This window comes from Prevotella heparinolytica, from assembly GCF_004342845.1.
Lineage (GTDB): Bacteria > Bacteroidota > Bacteroidia > Bacteroidales > Bacteroidaceae > Bacteroides > Bacteroides heparinolyticus.
Window position 1 is genome coordinate 55,504 of record NZ_SLXB01000005.1, and the last position, 20,578, is coordinate 76,081.

General features: G+C 50.8%; 16 protein-coding genes. 11 read left to right on the forward strand and 5 right to left on the reverse strand.

What is annotated here, in order from left to right; all coding sequences use genetic code 11:
- The first annotated feature begins 13 nt into the window (after positions 1–13).
- On the forward strand, positions 14–1,435 hold the full coding sequence (locus tag EV202_RS04115; protein WP_131925638.1) for a sialate O-acetylesterase: 1,422 nt from the start codon (positions 14–16) through the stop codon (positions 1,433–1,435).
- 315 nt (positions 1,436–1,750) lie between these two features.
- On the opposite strand, the gene EV202_RS04120 is transcribed toward EV202_RS04115, so the two are convergent.
- The 4 genes from EV202_RS04120 to EV202_RS04135 all read right to left on the reverse strand — a co-directional run bounded on the left by EV202_RS04120 (position 1,751) and on the right by EV202_RS04135 (position 7,948).
- A complete protein-coding gene (locus EV202_RS04120) occupies positions 1,751–2,818 on the reverse strand; it encodes a TIGR04133 family radical SAM/SPASM protein (protein ID WP_131925640.1) in 1,068 nt (355 codons plus the stop codon).
- Between the two features lie 4 nt (positions 2,819–2,822).
- Complete coding sequence (locus EV202_RS04125; RefSeq protein WP_131925642.1) at positions 2,823–3,278, reverse strand: radical SAM-associated putative lipoprotein; 456 nt, start codon at positions 3,276–3,278, stop codon at positions 2,823–2,825.
- Between the two features lie 76 nt (positions 3,279–3,354).
- Positions 3,355–5,424 (reverse strand): acetate--CoA ligase family protein, encoded by a 2,070-nt coding sequence (locus EV202_RS04130; protein WP_131925644.1) that lies wholly within the window; start codon positions 5,422–5,424, stop codon positions 3,355–3,357.
- 148 nt (positions 5,425–5,572) lie between these two features.
- Entirely contained in the window at positions 5,573–7,948 is a 2,376-nt protein-coding gene (locus EV202_RS04135) for an LruC domain-containing protein (RefSeq protein ID WP_131925646.1), read from the reverse strand.
- A gap of 517 nt (positions 7,949–8,465) precedes the next feature.
- Between EV202_RS04135 and metG the strand changes: the two genes are divergently transcribed.
- The 7 genes from metG to EV202_RS04170 all read left to right on the forward strand — a co-directional run bounded on the left by metG (position 8,466) and on the right by EV202_RS04170 (position 17,277).
- A complete protein-coding gene (metG, locus tag EV202_RS04140) occupies positions 8,466–10,508 on the forward strand; it encodes a methionine--tRNA ligase (RefSeq protein WP_131925648.1) in 2,043 nt (680 codons plus the stop codon).
- Positions 10,509–10,519: 11 nt separating this feature from the next.
- Positions 10,520–11,965: a lipopolysaccharide biosynthesis protein gene (locus EV202_RS04145; protein ID WP_131925650.1), complete on the forward strand. Its 1,446-nt coding sequence runs from the start codon at positions 10,520–10,522 to the stop codon at positions 11,963–11,965.
- Positions 11,962–12,894, forward strand: coding sequence for a beta-1,6-N-acetylglucosaminyltransferase (locus EV202_RS04150; RefSeq protein WP_131925652.1), 933 nt, complete (start codon positions 11,962–11,964; stop codon positions 12,892–12,894). Before EV202_RS04145 ends, EV202_RS04150 begins: the two co-directional genes overlap by 4 nt.
- 24 nt (positions 12,895–12,918) lie before the next feature.
- Positions 12,919–13,911 carry a glycosyltransferase family 8 protein gene (locus EV202_RS04155; RefSeq protein ID WP_131925654.1) on the forward strand — a complete coding sequence of 331 codons (993 nt, stop codon included), beginning with the start codon at positions 12,919–12,921 and terminating at the stop codon, positions 13,909–13,911.
- 33 nt (positions 13,912–13,944) lie between these two features.
- Complete coding sequence (locus tag EV202_RS04160; protein ID WP_106069418.1) at positions 13,945–14,859, forward strand: glycosyltransferase; 915 nt, start codon at positions 13,945–13,947, stop codon at positions 14,857–14,859.
- Between the two features lie 410 nt (positions 14,860–15,269).
- On the forward strand, positions 15,270–16,538 hold the full coding sequence (locus EV202_RS04165; protein WP_131925656.1) for a glycosyltransferase family 4 protein: 1,269 nt from the start codon (positions 15,270–15,272) through the stop codon (positions 16,536–16,538).
- Positions 16,528–17,277, forward strand: a complete 750-nt coding sequence (locus EV202_RS04170) for a glycosyltransferase family 2 protein (RefSeq protein ID WP_131925658.1) — start codon at positions 16,528–16,530, stop codon at positions 17,275–17,277. The genes EV202_RS04165 and EV202_RS04170 overlap by 11 nt, the downstream gene beginning before the upstream one ends.
- A gap of 14 nt (positions 17,278–17,291) precedes the next feature.
- Here EV202_RS04170 and EV202_RS04175 read toward each other — a convergent pair whose 3' ends face one another.
- A complete protein-coding gene (locus EV202_RS04175) occupies positions 17,292–17,990 on the reverse strand; it encodes an SIR2 family NAD-dependent protein deacylase (RefSeq protein WP_131925660.1) in 699 nt (232 codons plus the stop codon).
- 519 nt (positions 17,991–18,509) lie between these two features.
- Here EV202_RS04175 and EV202_RS04180 point away from each other — a divergent pair.
- From EV202_RS04180 to EV202_RS04190, 3 genes are all read left to right on the forward strand, one after another.
- Positions 18,510–19,178: an outer membrane beta-barrel protein gene (locus EV202_RS04180; RefSeq protein ID WP_131925662.1), complete on the forward strand. Its 669-nt coding sequence runs from the start codon at positions 18,510–18,512 to the stop codon at positions 19,176–19,178.
- A gap of 17 nt (positions 19,179–19,195) precedes the next feature.
- Positions 19,196–19,645: a hypothetical protein gene (locus EV202_RS04185; RefSeq protein WP_131925745.1), complete on the forward strand. Its 450-nt coding sequence runs from the start codon at positions 19,196–19,198 to the stop codon at positions 19,643–19,645.
- Positions 19,646–19,981: 336 nt separating this feature from the next.
- Positions 19,982–20,572, forward strand: a complete 591-nt coding sequence (locus tag EV202_RS04190; RefSeq protein WP_131925664.1) for an FKBP-type peptidyl-prolyl cis-trans isomerase — start codon at positions 19,982–19,984, stop codon at positions 20,570–20,572.
- Positions 20,573–20,578: the final 6 nt, after the last annotated feature.

Genomic DNA, 20,578 nt, shown 5'->3' on the forward strand with positions numbered 1-20,578 from the left:
TAGAAGATATACCATGAAAAGTAAAGTTCTTGCATTCATCCTGCTTTGTTGTGCCGCCTCGATAGGCGCAAAAGTGAAACTGCCGGCCTTGATGGGCGACAACATGATACTGCAACAACAAGCCGAAGTTAAACTTTTGGGGACGGCCGCACCGAAAGCCGAAGTACGTGTCACTCCTTCGTGGGACGGACAGACACGGACGTGCCGTGCCGACAAAGAGGGCCGTTGGCTGCTCACCGTGAAAACTCCGGCGGCAGGATTTACACCGTATGAAATCTGTTTCGACGACGGAGAGAAAACCACTTTGAAAAACATCCTCATCGGCGAAGTATGGCTTGCCTCCGGACAGAGCAACATGGAGATGCCCCTGAAAGGCTTTGCCGGTTGCTGCACCCTGAACGGAGTGGACGACATCATCGCCGCCGGCGAAAACAAAGGCGTGCGCATGTTCACCGTGCCCAAGCATCAGACGTACGAACCGCAGGCCGACTGCAACAGCAGTTGGAAAGTATCCTCAATAGAGACTGCACCCGATTTCGGCGCCACGGCCTACCACTTCGCCACTTCGCTGAGCCGTGCGCTCCGCATTCCCGTGGGCATCATCAACTCTTCCTATGGGGGCTCCACGGTGGAGGGATGGATAAACCGCGAGTTGCTGGAGACTTATCCGGACGTTTCTCTGCATCGTGACTCCATTGAGAAACGGCATCCCATGCACCGCCCCATGTTGATGTACAACGCCATGCTGAAACCGCTTCAGAACTATACCATCAAAGGGATTATCTGGTATCAGGGCGAATCGAACGTGGGACGCCACGACACCTATGCCGGACGCCTTGCCGATATGGTGAACCTCTGGCGCACGGAGTGGGGGCTGGGCGACATTCCTTTCTATTTCGTGGAGATTGCCCCTTATGCCTACGGAGGAGAACAGGGACAAGCGGCCGCCTATCTGCGCGAAGCCCAGTTCAAAGCCCAAAGCCTGATTCCGAACAGCGGCATGGTTTCTACCAACGACCTTGTGGAGCCGTATGAAGTGTATAATATCCATCCCCGCAACAAGACGGCAGTGGGACGCCGCCTCAGCTATCTGGCACTGAACCTCACGTACGGACAGAAACAGATACATTGCTTCGGCCCGCAATACAAGTCGTGGAAAGCGAAAGGAAAAGAAGCATGGGTGTCTTTCGACCATCTCGAGATGGGTATCTGCCGCAACTACGACCTTCGCGGTTTCGAGGTGGCGGGCCAAGACCGTGTGTTCCATCCGGCAGACAAAGTGTGGCTGCATTGGCAAACCAACGAGGTGGTGGTCTCTTCGGAGGAAGTTGCCGTTCCCGTTGCCGTGCGCTATTGCTTCCGCGATTTCCTGCCCGGCACGATGATTGGCGGGAATGAACTTCCCACCATTCCGTTCCGCACGGACAACTGGTAGACACGGGAAAGGCCATCCGGAAAGTTCGCGTGGGTTGGCTTTTGTCTCCCCACAGTTCGTCTTCCCCGAAGTGCGGGCATACGACTCCTAAGGTGTGGGCATATGACTCCTAAAGTGTGGGCATACGGTCCGCCAAGTGTGGGCTTATGCCTGATAAAGTGCGGGCTTACGGCTCACTAAGTGTGGGCATGGAACCGCTAAAGTGCGGGGGCACGATTCATCGGCAGTAAGAGGCTGAATGGCATAAGCGGAGGGGGGGAGGGGGACACCCGCGGACTTTCCGGATAGCCCCGGCAAACGAAGACGGGCGCAGTTTCAGGACAATCGCTTGAGATGGCAGAGCAACAACTCCCCCGCCTCGTCACGCAAGTGCATCCCGTTTCCCTCGCAGTAGCGAAAGAAACTGCAATCGGCACATGCGCCTTTCTTCATCCACTCGCGGTTGCGGAAAGCGTGGAAGCGATTTTCCCACACTTCCATGAAATCATCCCGATAGATATTGCCCTGATGGAAATTGCTGCGAATGCTGGGACAAGCCGATATGGAACCGTCTATCAATACAGAGCCCACGCTGATGCCGGCATTGCAGGAATAGAAGTTATCCCGCACATCGCCCTCGTAATTACCCAAGAACCCTTCGCAGCCATAGCTCAAGTGCATCTTCTTCTCCTTACGTACAGCTTTGATGAACTCCATGAGCCCCGTAAACTCTTCATCCGTCAATTGGAACTCCGGATGCTGTGCCGCACGGCCTACGGGAAAGATGGTGAACAGCCGCCAATGGCGTACACCGATATTATATAGCGATGACTTGATTTCTTCAAGATAAGGATAGTTGCGGCGATTGACGCAAGTCACCACATCCCACGTCAGCTCAGGCTCGTGCACCAATCGTTTGATGGCATCCATCGCCCTGTCATAACTGTCCGGATGCCCTCGCAGCCAGTTGTGCTCACCGGCAAAACCGTCCAGACTGATGGTAATGGTATGCAGTCCGGCCGCCATCAGCCCTTGCAAACGCTCGGCGGTGAGATAAAGGCCGTTGGAGACCAGGCCCCACGGATAGCCGCGACGGTAGAGGGCAAGGCCCACTTCTTCCAAATCGTCGCGCATCAGCGGTTCGCCACCGGTGATGATGATATTCACTTCATTCGGGTCGATGTGGGGCGTGATGGAATCAATCACCCGCAGGAAGTCTGCGGCAGGCATGTCTTTCACTTCGGAAGTACGCTTGCAATCGCTGCCGCAATGCTTGCAATGAAGGTTGCAACGCTGCGTGCACTCCCAGAAGAGTTGCTTCAACGGATGCATCTCTTTCCTGTTGTTGCGGATTTTACGCGCCACCTCCAACGCCAGACGTTTACGGATAGAAAGGGCAGTCACGGGATTATTTTTCTTTTTTCTTCAGTTCGAAATCTACTGTCTTACTGTCGCTGCCTTCATACCAATTGCCTTCGCCCCCCTCCGGCTTCATTTCCACATCCACGGAATCGGCTTTATATACGCCGGCAGGGTCTTCGCAGACAATCCGATAGCCCATACGGGGCCACGCATACCCATCTTTGAAGGCATATTCGCCCGTATCTTTCGTATAAAGCGTATCTTTCCGGCCGGAATAGTAGCTGCTCGCTGCCGGCGGGTTTTCTTTCACAACCATGCGCATGCCTTTCAGCGGCTGTTTCGCCTCGTTCTGTACTTTTCCCTTGATTTCATACTTTGCATACGGCGTACCGTACTCATCCGGAGCTTCACCTCCTACGCACGATGCGAAGCCCAATAGAGCCAATACCCCGGACAACACTTGATTACAAGCAGTCAGCCATTGCCTTTTCCTGTTTTTCATAGACAATTTCTTTTTTTCTATTATATCGATGAAACGTACAAAGGTAACAAATACTGCATGATGGCCGCACTTTTTGTCACTCCCGCTTTTTCTCTACCCGTATGCGCGCATCCACCGCCACCACCTGTTTGTCTGTGGCAAGTAGCGGATTGATGTCCATCTCCTTGATTTCGGTGGCAAAGCGCAACAAGGTGGAGAGGCGCACGATGATCTCGGCAAACTTATCCTCGTTCAGTCCCTTTTGTCCGCGTGTACCTTTGATGATTTTATAGGCACGGAGTGAACGGATCATGGAGTAGGCCTCTTCGTATGACAACGGTGCCAGACCGGAAGAGACATCCTTCAACACCTCCACGAAAATACCTCCCAAACCGCAAAGCACCACGTGGCCGAATTTCTCCTCATACTTCGCGCCGATGAACAGTTCCGTACCCTTCAGCATGGGTTGCGCCATGACGGAGCGGGCTTCGGGAATCTGCATCATGCGGTCGAACTCCAACGCCAGATGCTGCTCGCTCTTGATGTTCAGCACCACGCCTCCCACGTCCGACTTATGCACCGGCCCTACGACCTTTGCCACCACCGGGAAACCTGTGCGACGGGCAAAAGCAAGCACTTCTTCTTTCTTGTCCGAAACGAACTCCTCTACCACCGGAATGCCTGCCGAGTGGAGCAACGCCTGCACCAAATGGGGAGCGATATAACCGTCTTCGGCAATGGAGTCGATAATACGGCGTATGCGAGGAACGTCCACTCCGAACAATTCTATTTCATTATTGGCAGGACGGGGAGCATTCACGATGCGCGAAAGTGCCGTGCCCAGCGTCACCTCGTCGGCAAAGTTCACATGCCCTTTGGCAAGAAAAGCATCCACCTCGGCTCCCGCCGTATTGATGGAAGGCAGGATGGGGAAAATCGGTTTACGGCAGGTCTGCATCTTTTCGTGCAGCACATCGTACATCTCGAACATCGTCACTAATCCCGGCGTACCGAAAATAGCCATCACGGCATCAATCTCGTCGAACTTCTCCTCGCAATAATCCAGACACAAGCGCAGATGCTCCGGAGTGCCCGTGGCCAGAATGTCGATGGGGTTGCCTACGGACGCACCGGGATAAAGCTTGCTCTTCAACTCCTCGGCCACCGGGCCTTGCAACTTAGGAACATTCAGTCCGCCTTTACTCAAAGCATCGGTCAGCATCACGCCCGGCCCTCCGGCATGGGTGATGATGGCAAAGTTCTTCCCTTTCAGTTCGGGCAGGGTAAAGATACAGCCCACCGTAGTCAGCTCCTCGCGCGAGTAGCAACGCACCACCCCCGCCTTGCGGAACAATGCCTCTACGGCCGAATCGCTGCTGGCAATGGCACCCGTATGCGAACCGGCAGCCCTGCTTCCGCTCTCGCTGCTGCCTGCCTTGATGGCCGCAATGCGGCATCCTTTGCGAATGAGCGAGGAGGCATGAAACAGCATGCGATCAGGGTCGCCGATGCTTTCTATATAAAGGAGTTTTATCTTGGAGTCCGTTTCAGGATTGAAATGCTCGTCCATGTATTGCAGCACGTCTTCCACGCCGATTTGCTTGGCATTGCCCACCGACCATACGGAATTGAACTGCAATCCTTTGGTGACCGCGCTCTCCAATATGAATACCGCCGTGGCTCCCGAACTGGAGATCAGATCCACTCCCTGCGAATGCAGTTGCGGGATGGGCTGGCTGAAGACGCTGTGGTGCCAAGTGTTCATCAACCCGATGCAGTTGGGGCCGATGAGCGATGCGCCGTACTTATTCACCGTATCCAGTATGCGGTTTTCGAGCAACGCCCCTTCGCGGGTTTCTTCGCCGAAGCCTGCCGACAGGATGATGAAAGCACGCACCTGCTTTTCGGCGGCGAGCACCTCCACGGCATCGGGACAGAGCGGGGCGGGAATGGCAAGGATGGCCAAATCGGTATCGGGAATATCTTTCACATCGGCAAAGGCGGCAACGCCCTGCACTTCTGCCTCTTTGGGGTTCACGGCACGGAGTTCGCCGGCATATCCGCCGTTGATCAGGTTTCTCAGGATGGCTCCTCCGGGCTTATGCGCGTTGTTGGACGCTCCCACCACCACAATGCTGCCGGGGTTGAGTAATTGGTTTGTTATCATAGTTTGCTTGGATTAAGTTCACGATTCGTGCACAAATATACATTTTCCATGCGTAAAAACAAACGAGATACCCAAAAAGAGAGTGTGGCAAGACATGAACTTCTTCACCTCTTGCCACACTCTCTTTACATCTCTTTATAATCTATACTTATGGAGTTGTCACATTCTCGTTGACATTTGCCTTATACCATTGTAGGCCTGTTGTACCACCGGATGTCACCCAATTAACGAAATCGGTATTGACATCCTTGATGGATACTCGTTCGTCAGGCCAATGATAGCTTTCACCCGGAACACATACACCCCATACGAAATTATCGGCCGTCTGATACTTATCTGCGAAACTATCACCGCTGGAGGCTCCTTTATCCGTCATAACAAAATTCTTGAGATGCACCTCTTTGCGTTTACCTGTACCGGCATCGCCCACCGTGATGAAGAAGTTCACCTTGTCAAAACTGATGTCGGCAGCATGAATACCGGCGGGAATGGAAAGCGTGCCGGTCACGGTTTTGTAACGTGTGGTGGAGCGTTCTCCGGTGACGTTTACATACTTACCACCCAACAATCGGGCAATATTTTCGTTGAGCTTCAACACAACTTTGCTCTGACCGCCTTCCAACCCAATGCCGTTAGCACCCGTCAAAGTAGCGGCACTGCTTGCAACATTATCCAACTGTACGTAAGCGCCCAAATCTCTCTCCGCACCCACTGCCATAAATGTAGCAGTAACATCTACCTTTGTCAGCGGAATATTTTTTGCTTCAGCTTCTGACGCTGCCGTACCATTACCGGAAGCGGTGAGAACCAATTTCACTACAACATCATTCATGTCATAGTCGCCGAAATCAGGCCATTCGTCCTCTATCGCATAGATGCCAGAGAAAGAAACCGCATATTGATAATCAACAGGAGTCGGTGCCGGAGGTGTTTCCACATGTCCGGGATTACATTCAGTAACAGGAATGTTTACGCCCGTGTTGTTAACATCGCTTGTCAGCAATGCGCCACCGGCAGTTGTCACATTCATAGTACCGACATAATTATCGCATGCTACCACGAGATTTCCTTTATAATGGGCATGCTGACCGGATGATACTGTCGCCGCACCCTGCACAGTGGCACAATTCATGATGAGAAGAGCTTTTTCCGCGCCCACACCGGTGAACACACCATCGTCATGTTTATATTCAGCCGTACCGTTTACGCGGAACAAGGCACCACTACGTAAATCTACACCGCCTTTGGTCATCAACAAGTCTTTGGTCACTACACTCCCATGCGCATCTACCGTAAATAGGGCATATACCTGCATCTTATTCTTTACTGTGAGATAGCATTTGTTAATAACATGTACAGGCTGGGCTTTTTCCGCATAGTCAAAGTTCTCGGTAGTCCATTTTCCTTCGTTCACCCACACCGGATTGATGGCACTGATGTGAGTGGTACCCGTAACATTCATCGTACCGAAGTTGTAGACATTACCAGCACGGTCGTCTCTCACTTCATTGAACTCGTCGGTAGTAGTTGTACCATCGTTGACGAAGAAGCTGTTGCCGAAGAAAGTCAACTTTCCGTTGTTGCTTCCGGTGCATCTAAGTTCTCCTGTTGCCAGATTGTATAATACGGCATTGTCCGATGCCTCGATGAGGCGGAGTTCTACCTTACCACGGTTGTAGATGGCGCTGTTTTTCTTCAGCCCTATTTCGGGGAATTCGCCTGTTTTCACCAGTTGTCCGCCTTCGCTTACGTATATTGTGGTCTTTTCTGCTTCAAGAATCCAGCGATAGCGTGCATCCACGGTCAACTTGGCACCCGGAAGGATGTATATGTTCACGTTGCTGCCGGTAATGAAAGATTTTTCATTGTTGCCGAATGACAAAGTCACATTACCATTTACATAGAGATTGACATTGCTGCCCGATACGCTTCTTACGCTGCTTGTCAGAATATAGTTTCCTGCGGCAGAAATGGTGCTGCCGCTCGGGGTCTGTGCATCGGCAGGTGCGCTGGTAGGGAAGTTGCTGTCGGCAGGAGTTGCCGGCAGTGTCCAGTCCGATTTAGCACGTGTCACTTTAGTGGCAGAAGCCGTATATTTCTCATTGAAGTCAACGATCGCCGTTGTGCTTTCAACCACAGCCGATTTCACCAATTTAACACCTGTCGGAGAAGTTTGTCTTACGAATAAAGTACTCGTCCCTTTACCTATTTCAAGGGATACAAAGAAATCTTTCTTGCCCGTAGCCGTGCCTTGTGCCAACAATGTCGCATCTTTGGCCGTAATCGGGTTCTTGTCAAACACTTCCACACCATAGGTATAAGTTGCGCTATATTGGTCGGCAACTTTCACCGTAATGCCTACTTTCTGCAAGTTTTCCCACGTAAAGTCATCCGTCGTGGTAAGCTTCAAAGGATTTTTTTTCTGGGCATCAGCCTTTGGATTATAGACATCATTGTCTGTACTACATGCCGCCACCATCATGGTGCCAATCAACACAATCAATCCAAATTTCATTTTTTTCATACTCGGATATAGATTAAAAAAGAACGAATAATACAACTCTCTAGATTTTTTCTACAAATATAGAGGTTTATTCAATACAACGTCTTTTTTTCCGTATATTTAACACATATCTGCCTTAAATTCCTCGTAAAGAAAGCCATAAAAGGCACATAGGAGCCAATACGACCATTTTACCGCAATCTGAATGATAAAAAGAGCGTGTCGACATATAGATGTCCTGTTTCGCTATATTTTTTACTTTCCGATTTTACTTTAAATGGCTGATGCCCCTGAAGAAAGTCCAGAATAATCAACTTTTAGACTCCTCCTTTCATCCCCAAGCTTTGCTTTTGAACTCCGGAGTAGTTTTCAGCCAACAGCCCATAAAGCCCCTTACGATAAACCGTAACAAATTTCGCTATACACATTATATATATAAGAATCTAAAAACGATTGTACACGAACATTCATACTTTATTAGAAAATAGCTATCTTTGCACCACTAAAAGCGTTCATAACAAAAGAGATACACTATTATATGGAAAAGAAATTCAAACGTACCACCGTGACGTCGGCTCTGCCGTATGCCAACGGCCCTGTTCATATCGGACACCTTGCAGGTGTATATGTACCTGCCGACATCTATGTTCGCTACCTGAGACTGAAGAAAGAAGATGTAGTCTTCATTGGAGGAAGCGACGAGCACGGAGTGCCCATCACCATACGTGCCAAGAAAGAGGGCATCGGCCCGCAAGATGTGGTAGACCGCTACCATGCGCTCATCAAGAAATCGTTCGAGGAGTTCGGCATTTCGTTCGACGTGTATAGCCGCACCACCTCGAAAACACACCACGAAACGGCTTCCGAATTCTTCCGTAAACTGTACGACAAAGGCGAGTTCATCGAGAAAAGCAGCATGCAATATTACGACGAGGAAGCCAAGCAGTTCCTTGCCGACCGCTACATCACCGGCGAATGTCCTCACTGCCACTCCGAAGGAGCCTATGGCGACCAATGCGAAAAATGCGGCACCAGCCTGAGCCCCACGGACCTGATAAACCCGAAGAGCTCTATCAGCGGCAGCAAGCCCGTGATGCGCGAAACCAAGCACTGGTATCTGCCGTTGGACAAGCACGAGGCTTGGTTGCGCCAATGGATTCTGGAAGAACATAAAGAATGGCGCCCCAACGTCTACGGCCAGTGCAAGAGTTGGCTCGACATGGGCTTGCAACCCCGTGCCGTGAGCCGCGACCTCGACTGGGGCATCCCCGTGCCCGTGGAAGGTGCCGAAGGCAAAGTTCTGTATGTATGGTTCGATGCCCCCATCGGCTACATCAGCAACACCAAGGAGTTGCTGCCCGACTCTTGGGAGAAATGGTGGAAAGACCACGAAACCCGATTGGTGCATTTCATCGGCAAAGACAACATCGTGTTCCACTGCATCGTCTTCCCCGCTATGCTGAAAGCCGAAGGGAACTACATCTTGCCCGACAATGTGCCGAGCAACGAGTTCCTGAATCTGGAGGGCGATAAGATTTCCACCTCACGCAACTGGGCAGTATGGTTGCACGAATATCTGGCCGACTTCCCCGGCAAGCAGGATGTGCTCCGCTACGTGCTCACTGCCAATGCGCCCGAAACGAAAGACAACGACTTTACGTGGAAAGACTTCCAGGCACGCAACAACAACGAGCTGGTGGCCGTGTATGGCAACTTCGTGAACCGTGCCCTGCAACTCACCAAGAAATATTTCGACGGCAAAGTACCTGCTGCGGGCATACTGAACGATTACGACCGCGAGACGCTGAAAGAGTTTGCCGACGTAAAGACCCAAGTGGAACAGCTGCTCGATGTATTCAAGTTCCGCGACGCACAGAAAGAAGCCATGAACCTTGCCCGCATCGGCAATAAATATCTGGCAGATACCGAACCGTGGAAACTTGCCAAAACAGATATGGAACGTGTAGGCACCATCTTGAATATCTCCCTGCAATTAGTGGCCAACCTCGCCATTGCCTTCGAACCGTTCCTGCCTTTCAGCAGCGAAAAGCTGCGCAGCATGCTGAACATAGAGAACTTTGACTGGAGCGAACTGGGGCACACCGACCTGCTGCCGGCAGGACACCGGTTGGGCACTCCCGAACTACTGTTCGAGAAGATAGAGGACGACCTCATCCAAGTACAGGTAGACAAGTTGCTGGCTACCAAGAAAGCCAACGAAGAGTCGGACTACAAGGCCAATCCCATCAAGCCGACCATCGCTTTCGAAGACTTTGAGAAGCTGGACATCCGCGTAGGCACGGTGCTGGAATGTGAAGTAGTGCCCAAGATGAAGAAACTGCTGAAGTTCAAGATTGCCGACGGACTGGAAAACCGCACCATCGTAAGCGGCATTGCACAGCACTATGCACCGGAAGAACTGGTGGGCAAGCAGGTCTTGTTCATCGCCAATCTTGCCCCGCGCCAATTCAAGAACGGCTTGGTGAGCGAAGGCATGATCCTCTCTGCCGAGAACCATGACGGCACATTGGCAGTGACTTCGTTGCTGAAAGAGGTGAAGCCGGGCAGCGAGGTGAAGTAAGAAAAACAATTATGAACGAAACATCACTGAAAGAAAAAACAGCAAAAGGACTATTCTGGGGAGGATTCAGCAACGGTATGCAGCAGTTGCTGAATCTGGGCTTCGGAATAGTGCTTGCCCGCCTGCTGGATGTTTCGGATTATGGCATGGTAGGCATGCTCACCATTTTCTCCGCCATTGCCGCTGCCCTGCAAGAAGGCGGTTTCATCTCCGCACTGACCAACAGAAAAGATGCTTTGCACAAAGACTATAATGCAGTATTCTGGTTCAGTACTTTGTGCAGCATCACGCTTTACATCCTGCTTTTCTTCGCTGCTCCGCTGATAGCGGACTTTTACAAGACTCCCGAACTGATTCCCCTTTCCCGGCTCTTGTTCCTGAGTTTTGTCATTTCCAGCTTAAGCATTGCACCGCGCGCTTATCTTTTCAGGAACTTGAAGATAAAGGAAACCACCATTATCTCAATTTCCAGCTTATGTGTGTCAGGAAGTATCGGAATCATATTGGCAGCCAACGGCTTTGCCTATTGGGGTATTGCCTTGCAGACCATTTCTTTCGTCACGATGGTGACGATACTCAACTTCTACTTCTCTCATTGGCGGCCCAAGCTTCAATTCGATTTCACTCCCATCAGGGAAATGATAGGTTTCAGTAGTAAGATGATCATAACGAACATCTTTACGATAATCAACAATAACCTTTTCTCCGTCTTGCTGGGTAAGTTCTATACCGAAAGGGAGGTGGGCAACTTCACGCAAGCCAACAAATGGAACGGGATGGGGCATACCACGATTACCGGCATGATAAACGGCATTGCACAACCCGTCTTTACGCGCGTGTCCGATGACAAGGTTCGTCAGCTGGCCGTGTTCAGGAAATTGCTTCGCTTCACGGCCTTCATCTCCTTTCCCGCCATGTTCGGGCTAAGCCTCGTGGCAAAAGAGCTTATCATCATCGCCATCACCGAGAAGTGGATAGACAGTGCTTACATCATGCAGATTCTCTGCATTTGGGGTGCCTTCATCCCTATCATAAACTTATTCTCCAACCTGATTATCAGTCGCGGCCACTCGTCAGTCTACATGTGGAGCACCATCGGCCTGAGCGTACTGCAATTGGCTGCCGTATGTGCCATGTATCCTTATGGACTGGAATGGATGTTGCGCATCTTCGTGGCAATCAACATCGGCTGGCTGTTCGTATGGTTCGGGTTTGTGAGAAGAGAAATCGGATTGAAGTCAGGCGATATGCTGAAAGATATCTCTCCTTATTTGCTATTATCTGTCGTACTCGTTACAGCAGCCTATTATATCACCCGCCCCATCGGGAATCTTTATCTGAGTATGATTACGAAAGTGACGTTCGTAGCCGGTCTTTATGCACTGGCCTTATGGAAGCTGCAATCCGTCATCTTCAGAGAAAGCATTGAATTCCTATTAAAAAAGAAAAAATTATGAGCCGCATTGCCTATATCATATCCGCCTATAAAGATGCGCCGCATCTGGCACGCCTTGTAGATGCGTTAGCCGGTGATGCCGATTTCTACATACACATCGACCGGAATGCAGACAGCCGCCCTTTCAAGGAACTGCTGAAAGACAAAGCAAGCTTTGTGCCCGGACATCGGGTGAGCTGGGGCGGCTGGGGACAGGTGAAATATCAAAAAGAGCTGCTGGCTGCCGTGCTGCATAGCGGCATATCTTACAGCCGCATCGTCTGCCTAAGCGGGCAAGACTATCCCCTTTGGTCTAACGAAGAGATTCACAACTACTTTGATGCACACAAAGATGCGGAGTTCATCATGGCAATGAACCTGACAGAATCTTCCGACAGACAGCAGATAGCCAAAGTGATATACTACCACTTCTTTCGCGATCTGCGGTGTCCAAGCCTTTGGTTGAAGAACAAATTCATCGTAGCTTCGCGCAACCTGATGAAACTGCTCCCTTTCAGGAAACTGCCTTTCACAAAGATAGGCGGCAAAAAGGCTGACGTCTTTTTCGGTTCCGATTATTGGGCCATCACTCTGCCCTGCGCCTGTTATGTGTACGAAAAGCTTTGCACTGAGAAGGAGATGGCCCGCTACTTCAAGACAAGCTTCGTGCCCAGCGAGCTGTGTATACAGACAATCGCGTTCAATTCGCCCTTTGCCTCACATGCGCTGTTATACAAAGGAATGTATCTCGGACTTGCCAAACTCACTCCCCTGCACTATATCGTATATAGAGAGTTCATAAAGACCATGACATTGAAAGACCTGCCCATGCTGATGCAATCAGGTAAGATGTTCTGCCGGAAAGTGGTGAGCGGCGAGTCGGACACCCTCGTAGAAGCCATCGAAACCAACCGTCGGTCCTCCGCCCGAAACAGTTCTGAAAACGTATAAAGCCATAAACCGAGATATAGACAAATGAAAGAAGATGCCAAAATCCACATAGCTTTAGCCGCCGACTCAAATTATATCGTACCTATCACGGTGCTGCTTCAATCGATATTCGACCATCATGCCGATGCAACAGTCTGCATCTACCTGCTTTTCATAGAAAAGACGCTACAGGAGAAGGACCTGAACTTTCTTGCGGATTATACCGAAAAGCACAGGCAGAAGTTCATCCCCTTGGAAGTGAAGCGTGAACAAATCGAGGGATTTCCCGATAGCAGGCACGGAAAAGCAACACTTCTACGGCTTTTTCTGCCCACCCTGCTGCCCCAATTGGACAAGATTCTGTACATTGACGGAGACACCATCGTTCAGGACAATCTGGCAGAGTTGTTTCATACAGATATTTCTTCCTGCTGTGTTGCGGCGGCCAGAGATACGGCCTGCATCTATCATCCCGATTTCATTCGGGCGCTGGATATAAACGATGAACACTGGTATTTCAATGCCGGTGTGACCCTCTTGAACCTGAAAGAACTGAGAGCCATCGATCTGCTTGAAAAAGTCGCCGTCTTTACACGTGCGCACTACAATGTCATTGCTGCTCCCGACCAAGATTCCTTGAACCATATATGCCAAGGAAAAACCCTCTATATTCATCCTCGCTACAACATGAATTATTCTGTTGAAAAAGACGTTGCAAGGCGGGTGTGGGGCAGAGAGCAGGTCAAGGAAGCAAAGGCATCGCCGGCCATCATCCATTTCATCGGCCCCGTCAAGCCGTGGTCCGTTCTTTCCGTACATCCTCAAAGGAAAAAATGGTGGAAGACCTTAAAGAAAACCCCTTTCGCCCATTACCGTCCCAAAGACGAAAACCTAAAGAACAAACTGCACAAATGCTATTTATTGGCGAGCAAAGCCATCGAAAGACAATTCTCTTTGGAAAGCAAGCGGAAAATAGGAAGGCTTATTCCGGCCGTCCTGAAAAAGAGTTTGAAGAAATCGCTGCTCAAATCATCATAAGCCGCCGCATCGACTATCCATAAAACAGAAGCAATGAAAGAATACGCACCCATCCTGCTCTTCACCTACAACCGCCCCACGCATACCCGGCAGTTGATAGAAAGCCTGCTGACCAATGAGGAAGCGGCCGAAAGCCGTCTGTTCGTCTATTCGGACGCCGCCCGCAACTCCACCGATCAAGAAACCGTAGCAGAGGTGCGTCGCTACCTGCACACCCTCACCGGCTTTCTCTCTGTCGAAGTGATAGAGCGCACGGAAAATCAAGGACTGGCAACCAACGTCATAGCCGGCGTCACCGAACAGGTGAACCGCTACGGACGGGTCATCGTACTGGAAGACGACCTGATAGTGTCGCCCTACTTTCTGCGCTTCATGAACGACGCACTCAATGTCTACGAAGACGAACCGCACGTGGGGCATATCCAAGCGTGCGATTTCACGCAAGACCCTTCTCTTCCCTCTACTTTCCTCATCAAATGGACAGGAAGCTGGGGGTGGGCCACGTGGAAGCGTGCATGGCAGTACTTCAACCCCGACGGCAAAGCCTTGTTGCAACAACTTGAAGACAGAAAGCTGACCCGCATTTTCGATTTCGACGGCACGTATGGCTTTACCCGCATGCTGCGCCGACAGACCGAGGGGAAGAACAATTCATGGGCCATTCGTTGGAACGCAAGTCTGTTTCTTGCGGACATCCTCTCGCTGAACGTCGGCCGGTCACTCGTACAAAACAACGGATTCGACGGCAGCGGCACCAACTGCGGAGGCGGCGGGTTGTACAGTTCGTTGCTCAGGGCAGAACCGCTTCCGGTAGTAAAAATCAGCCCTATAAAAGAATGTGAGGAAGCACGACAGAGCTTTGCCCGTTATTACCATCGTACCAACTGTTTTTGGGCAAAGGCACTGCGACGAATCAAGCGCACGCTGAAAGGTGATTTCGGAGCCTGAAGGCAACATTCGCCTTACCCTCCTATTTTAACCTGAATTCGGCATAGGCGGTTGCTTTTGCTAAAGATGAGAGGCTGCATCCTGTCGGCAAGATATTCCTTGAATGCACCGGTTTACAGCGAGATTAGGCAGAAGAGAGCCTTTCAAGCCGGCCGCCCTCCTCCTGTTTTGACAGCTGCAATCCTTTGCCGTGACAGAGGCAAGTGTTTGAGCCGTCAGACACAAGCGTCTGACAAGACAGAGATATACATCTGATAAACAATAGGATTCAACTTTAAAACACAAGCCTACGGGTGAGGTTACCGACCTGCTTCTTATCCCTAACTCAGATTATTTTAACGGGTAAAAACAGATCTTTCTCAACAGAAAGCACTACTTTTGCACGCATATAGAAGATAAAAAACTACTTCATGAGAGTATTACTTATCAATACATCCGAACGCATAGGCGGAGCTGCCATTGCTGCCTGCCGACTGATGGAGTCGCTCAAGAATCATGGCATCAAGGCAAAACTGCTGGTACGTGACAAGCAGACCGACCGGATTTCCGTCGTATCATTGGGACATAGCCGGCGCACTGTGTGGAAGTTTGTTTGGGAACGCATCGTCATCTGGAAGGCCAACCGCTTCAAAAAAGCCAACCTTTTTGCCATAGATATAGCCAATACGGGGACGGACATCACCTCGCTGCCCGAATTTCAGCAGGCAGACATCATCCATCTGCATTGGATCAACCAAGGGATGCTCTCATTGAAGAATATCGATAAAATACTGGCTTCGGGCAAACCTTTGGTCTGGACCATGCACGACATGTGGCCTTGCACCGGCATCTGCCATCATGCCCGCGAGTGCACGAACTATCATCAGGAATGCCACCACTGTCCTTTCATCTATGGAGGCGGAAGCAAGCGAGACCTGTCATACCGCACCTACAAGAAGAAGATGAAACTCTACAAGAACCGTCGCATCCACTTCGTGACGTGCAGCCACTGGCTGGAAGAGCAGGCCAAGAAAAGCGCCTTGCTGAGCGGACAGAGCGTGACGTGCATCGCCAACCCCATCAACGTGAACCTCTTTAAACCGCGCGACAAGAAGGAAGCCCGCGCCAAGTGCATGCTCCCGCAGGACATGAAGCTCATGCTCTTCGGTTCGGTGAAGATAACGGACAAACGGAAGGGCATAGACTATATGGTGGAATCGTGCAGGCTGCTGGCGGAAAAGCATCCCGAACTGAAAGACGAACTGGGAGTTGTGGTCTTCGGCAGCCAATCGCAACAGCTGGAGAACCTCCTGCCTTTCAAGGTCTATCCGTTGGATTTTGTCAGCAACGAGCACCGGCTGGTGGACATCTACAATGCCGTAGACATCTTCGTGACCCCTTCTTTGGAAGAGAATCTGCCTAATACCATCATGGAAGCCATGGCATGCGGCATTCCTTGTGTCGGCTTCAACGTAGGCGGCATTCCGGAGATGATAGACCATCTGCACAACGGATACGTGGCGCAATACAAATCGTCGGAAGACTTTGCCAACGGCATTTACTGGACGCTGAATGAACCCGACCATGCAAGCCTCGCGGAACAAGCCTCGCGCAAGGCGGTGTCCAGTTATTCCGAGAATATCATCGCCAAGAAATACATCGACCTCTACAATAAAGCCACCGGAAACCATGCACAATAACCACCTTACACCGACGTTCAGCATCGTCACCGTGTGCTTCAATGCCGAAGCGGAACTGGAAGACACCATTCAGAGCGTCATTGCGCAAACCTACCGCCACGTGGAGTATATCATCGTGGACGGCGCTTCGAAGGACGGCACGCTCGCCATCATAGAACGGTATAAAGGGCGCATCGCCCGTGTGGTGAGCGAACCGGACAAGGGATTGTACGACGCCATGAACAAAGGCCTGCGTCTGGCCACGGGCGACTATGTGTGCTTCCTCAATGCCGGAGACTGCTTTCACGAAGACAGCACTTTGCAGCAGATGGCAGATAGCCTTACCAAGGCCGAACTCCCCGACGTGCTGTATGGCGAAACGGCATTGGTGGACAAGGAAAGGCATTTTGTCCGCATGCGCCGCCTCTCTGCCCCGGAGACGCTCACATGGCGCAGTTTCAAACAAGGGATGTTGGTATGCCATCAGGCTTTCTTCGCCAGAACTGCTTTGGCCGAGCCATACGACCTGCAATATCGCTACTCGGCAGACTTCGACTGGTGCATCAGAATAATGAAGAAAGCCAAGACGTTGCACAACACGCACCTCACCCTCATAGATTATTTAGAGGAAGGGATGACCACTAAGAACCGCAGGGCATCTCTCATCGAACGCTTCCGTATCATGGCGAAACACTATGGGATGATAAGCACGGCGGCCCACCACGCATGGTTCGTGCTGCGTGCTCTATTGAAGAAGTAAACCGCCCCCTGCCCTTATCCGTTCAGCAAGGCAATCAGTTCCCTCACCCCTTCCGACGCTCCTTTCCGGATGACGTGTATCTGCCGCGCGGAGTGCGTGTCCACCGGCTTGGGGTCGATCAAGTAAACGTCCGCTTCACGGGGCACGTAATGCAGCAATCCTGCGGCCGGGTATACATTCATGGAGGTTCCGATGATGACAAACACATCGGCTTTCTCCACATAGCCGATGGCTGTTTCTATCTCCGGCACCGCCTCACCGAACCATACGATGAACGGACGAAGCGGCGAACCGTCTCCGGCCTTGTCGCCCGGCTTCACCTCATACTCTTCGGGTTTCAGGGTCTTCACATACCGAGGGTCGTAAGGGTCACGGCCGGAACAGACTTTTGTCAACTCACCATGCAGATGAATGACGTGAGTGCTGCCTGCGCGCTCGTGCAGATTGTCGACATTCTGCGTCACGACAGTCACATCGAAACTCTTCTCCAACTCTGCAAGCAGTCTGTGCCCCGCATTCGGCTCCACCTCCAGCAGTTGTTTACGGCGTTCGTTGTAGAAGCTTGTCACCAACTCCGGATTACGTGCATATCCTTCGGGAGTGGCCACTTGTTCCACCGGATATTTATCCCACAGTCCGCCCGCATCGCGAAACGTGCTGATACCGCTTTCGGCGCTCATTCCTGCGCCGGATAAAACGACCATTTTTCTCATAGTTTTACTCCTCTCTTTACTAAGCCTTTACAAATTTAGGTTTTTTAGTGACACGCCGCCACTTTCACAAAGATATTTAACCGGAACGCAGGATAAAACTTTAAGAGCAGCTGTCAGCCTGCTCAAAAATCGACCGGTTCTCGGTGTGCCTGCCAAAACTTGTCTCCGCGACTGATGTATTTACACGTTTCTGCTTACGGAATGTGCTTCATCCTTATTCCCGAATCTTTGTCCGCAGTGCGCAGATATATATCCGCAAGGCGCGAACATATATCCGCAGTGCGCGGATTTGTATCCGCAGGCCGCGTACAGAGATTCATCTCGGCCGAGAACAAGTTTTCTGCATACACTAAACACTTTTATTCCCTGAGTATACGGAACTTTTTCTATAGATACAACAGATGCAACACGGCAATCCATGCCGCATGTCGACATCGTCCGCCGAATATTGCTCCATCATACGCAGTATTTCGCAACAGCTGCATTTATTAAAGCAACCATCATTAAACAAAACGACTTATGAAAAGACAAAATCGCCTTACCCTCTGCCTGACGGGGATACTGCTGTTCCTTTCCGTCTCCTCGTCCGCACAAGGCAAACCTTCGGGAAGCTCCTCACTCTCCGCACACATAGGTCCCGCCCGGTACACAGGCCGGCTTATGGGAGTCACCGGCAGTGCCGACGACTACTGCAACAACCTGCGAAAAGGAGTCGGCTGGGACCTCAACTATTGGTATACAGGTCAGGCATCGTCCGAAAAAAGAGCCGTTATCGGAGCGGGATTCCTCTATCAAGGCAGTCTCTTTCAGGAAAAACAGGCGAATGGCTCGGATAAAATCCACCTCAATTATCTGGCACCGCAAGTCGGTGTATTCTTCCTCCAACCCGGCTATCAGATACAACTGTCAGCCGGCGCAGGCTACCAGTTCTATACGGACAAGAGCGTGGTCTATGATAAGCCGCGCAAGGTGTCGATGGACAAATTGGCCTGCAACTTTGCCCTTGCCGCAGAGTACTTCCTGACAAAGCAATGGGGCGTTTCGGCCCGTTGCAACTGGGTGTTGTCGCACTCGGAAAGATACTCCGTCGACTACCACGGCGAACATTGGAAAGTAGAACACCCCGACACCGGCGAAGGGTTCTTCGGCCAGTTATCCCTGACTTTCGGTTTGAATTATCACTTCTAAAAAAACATACCATCATGATGAAAAAGCTATTATACCTGTTCATGCTACTCCTTTGCTGCGCCTGCGAGGAGAATACTTCTGTGGACCCCACCCTGATGCCGGAAGCCACCAAAACCGGCAAGAACACATTGGGCTGCCTGATAGATGGCTGGATATACACCGGAGGACGATTCGGGCTACCCAAAGCCTCCATTATCAGCGATGAGAAAGCCGGTTACTACCTGATAAGAACCCAAGTGGACCGATTCAAGACGTTGGAATTCAAGCTCGTCAACCCGACAGCAAATGCCGAATGCACCTACATAGACGCCATCTTCGAGGGAGAGAATCTGGGAAACGGCAAAGCCTTCATAACACGCAAGGACGGAATCGTCATCAGCGGCACGTTCAGCGGAAACAAAATTACGGAAGGACGCTTCGACATCAAATACACAGAGAAGAATACGGAAGAAGACATTGCCTATTAGAAATGGAATAGAAAGTGTGTCATAACGCCCAAATTGGAAGACTTACCCCCGCCACAGCCATCTGTGACTGAGGTTCTCTTCGTGAATAGAGAGTTCTGACATCCTCATGATACTCGTCTTTAGACTCCTTTTCAATGAAAGCGCTCGACAGGTAAGCTATCATTACATTTTTATCACCCACCCCACTGAATTGCCCGACCAAGACTCTAAAAACAGCCTAAACAAAAATTAAACGGGCAAAAAGCCTTGTCTTTCAAATAAAAGATGTATTTTTGCCCCTCGTTAATATGTTATAGGATTGAACAAACATTCATTCCGCTCTCCAACATCATTTTTATGGATAAATTCAGTTACGCCATCGGCCTCGGAATAGGCCAGAATCTTTTAAGCATGGGTGCCAAAGGCATCGCGGTAGATGACTTTGCACAAGCAATCAAGGATGTATTAGAAGGCAACCAAACGGCTATCAGCCATACAGAAGCTCGCGACATCGTGAACAAATATTTCGCAGAAATGGAGGAAAAGATGAATGCCGCCAACATTGAGCAAGGACAACTGTTCTTGGAAGAGAACAAGAAACGTCCCGGCGTTGTCACATTGCCCAGCGGGCTTCAATACGAAGTAATCAACGAAGGAACCGTGGGACGGTATGCCAAAGCAACCGACAAAGTGGAATGTCAGTACGAGGGCACGCTGATTGACGGAACCCTCTTCGACAGTTCCATCAAACGCGGACAACCGGCCGTATTCGGCGTCAACCAAGTCATCCCCGGCTGGGTAGAAGCTCTGCAACTAATGCCCGAAGGCGCCAAATGGAAACTCTACATCCCCGGCGACCTGGCCTATGGCGCACAAGGAGCGGGCGAGATGATTCCTCCTCACAGTACACTGATATTCGAAGTGGAACTCCTGAAAATTCTATCATAAGTAAAT

Excerpts from the sequence above, each read along its gene's own strand:
- EV202_RS04115 (WP_131925638.1), top strand. The coding sequence starts at position 14 with ATGAAAAGTAAAGTTCTTGCATTCATCCTGCTTTGTTGTGCCGCCTCG.
- EV202_RS04125 (WP_131925642.1), bottom strand. The coding sequence starts at position 3,278 with ATGAAAAACAGGAAAAGGCAATGGCTGACTGCTTGTAATCAAGTGTTG.
- EV202_RS04130 (WP_131925644.1), bottom strand. The coding sequence starts at position 5,424 with ATGATAACAAACCAATTACTCAACCCCGGCAGCATTGTGGTGGTGGGA.
- EV202_RS04135 (WP_131925646.1), bottom strand. The coding sequence starts at position 7,948 with ATGAAAAAAATGAAATTTGGATTGATTGTGTTGATTGGCACCATGATG.
- metG (WP_131925648.1), top strand. The coding sequence starts at position 8,466 with ATGGAAAAGAAATTCAAACGTACCACCGTGACGTCGGCTCTGCCGTAT.
- EV202_RS04145 (WP_131925650.1), top strand. The coding sequence starts at position 10,520 with ATGAACGAAACATCACTGAAAGAAAAAACAGCAAAAGGACTATTCTGG.
- EV202_RS04150 (WP_131925652.1), top strand. The coding sequence starts at position 11,962 with ATGAGCCGCATTGCCTATATCATATCCGCCTATAAAGATGCGCCGCAT.
- EV202_RS04155 (WP_131925654.1), top strand. The coding sequence starts at position 12,919 with ATGAAAGAAGATGCCAAAATCCACATAGCTTTAGCCGCCGACTCAAAT.
- EV202_RS04160 (WP_106069418.1), top strand. The coding sequence starts at position 13,945 with ATGAAAGAATACGCACCCATCCTGCTCTTCACCTACAACCGCCCCACG.
- EV202_RS04165 (WP_131925656.1), top strand. The coding sequence starts at position 15,270 with ATGAGAGTATTACTTATCAATACATCCGAACGCATAGGCGGAGCTGCC.
- EV202_RS04170 (WP_131925658.1), top strand. The coding sequence starts at position 16,528 with ATGCACAATAACCACCTTACACCGACGTTCAGCATCGTCACCGTGTGC.
- EV202_RS04175 (WP_131925660.1), bottom strand. The coding sequence starts at position 17,990 with ATGAGAAAAATGGTCGTTTTATCCGGCGCAGGAATGAGCGCCGAAAGC.
- EV202_RS04180 (WP_131925662.1), top strand. The coding sequence starts at position 18,510 with ATGAAAAGACAAAATCGCCTTACCCTCTGCCTGACGGGGATACTGCTG.
- EV202_RS04185 (WP_131925745.1), top strand. The coding sequence starts at position 19,196 with ATGAAAAAGCTATTATACCTGTTCATGCTACTCCTTTGCTGCGCCTGC.
- EV202_RS04190 (WP_131925664.1), top strand. The coding sequence starts at position 19,982 with ATGGATAAATTCAGTTACGCCATCGGCCTCGGAATAGGCCAGAATCTT.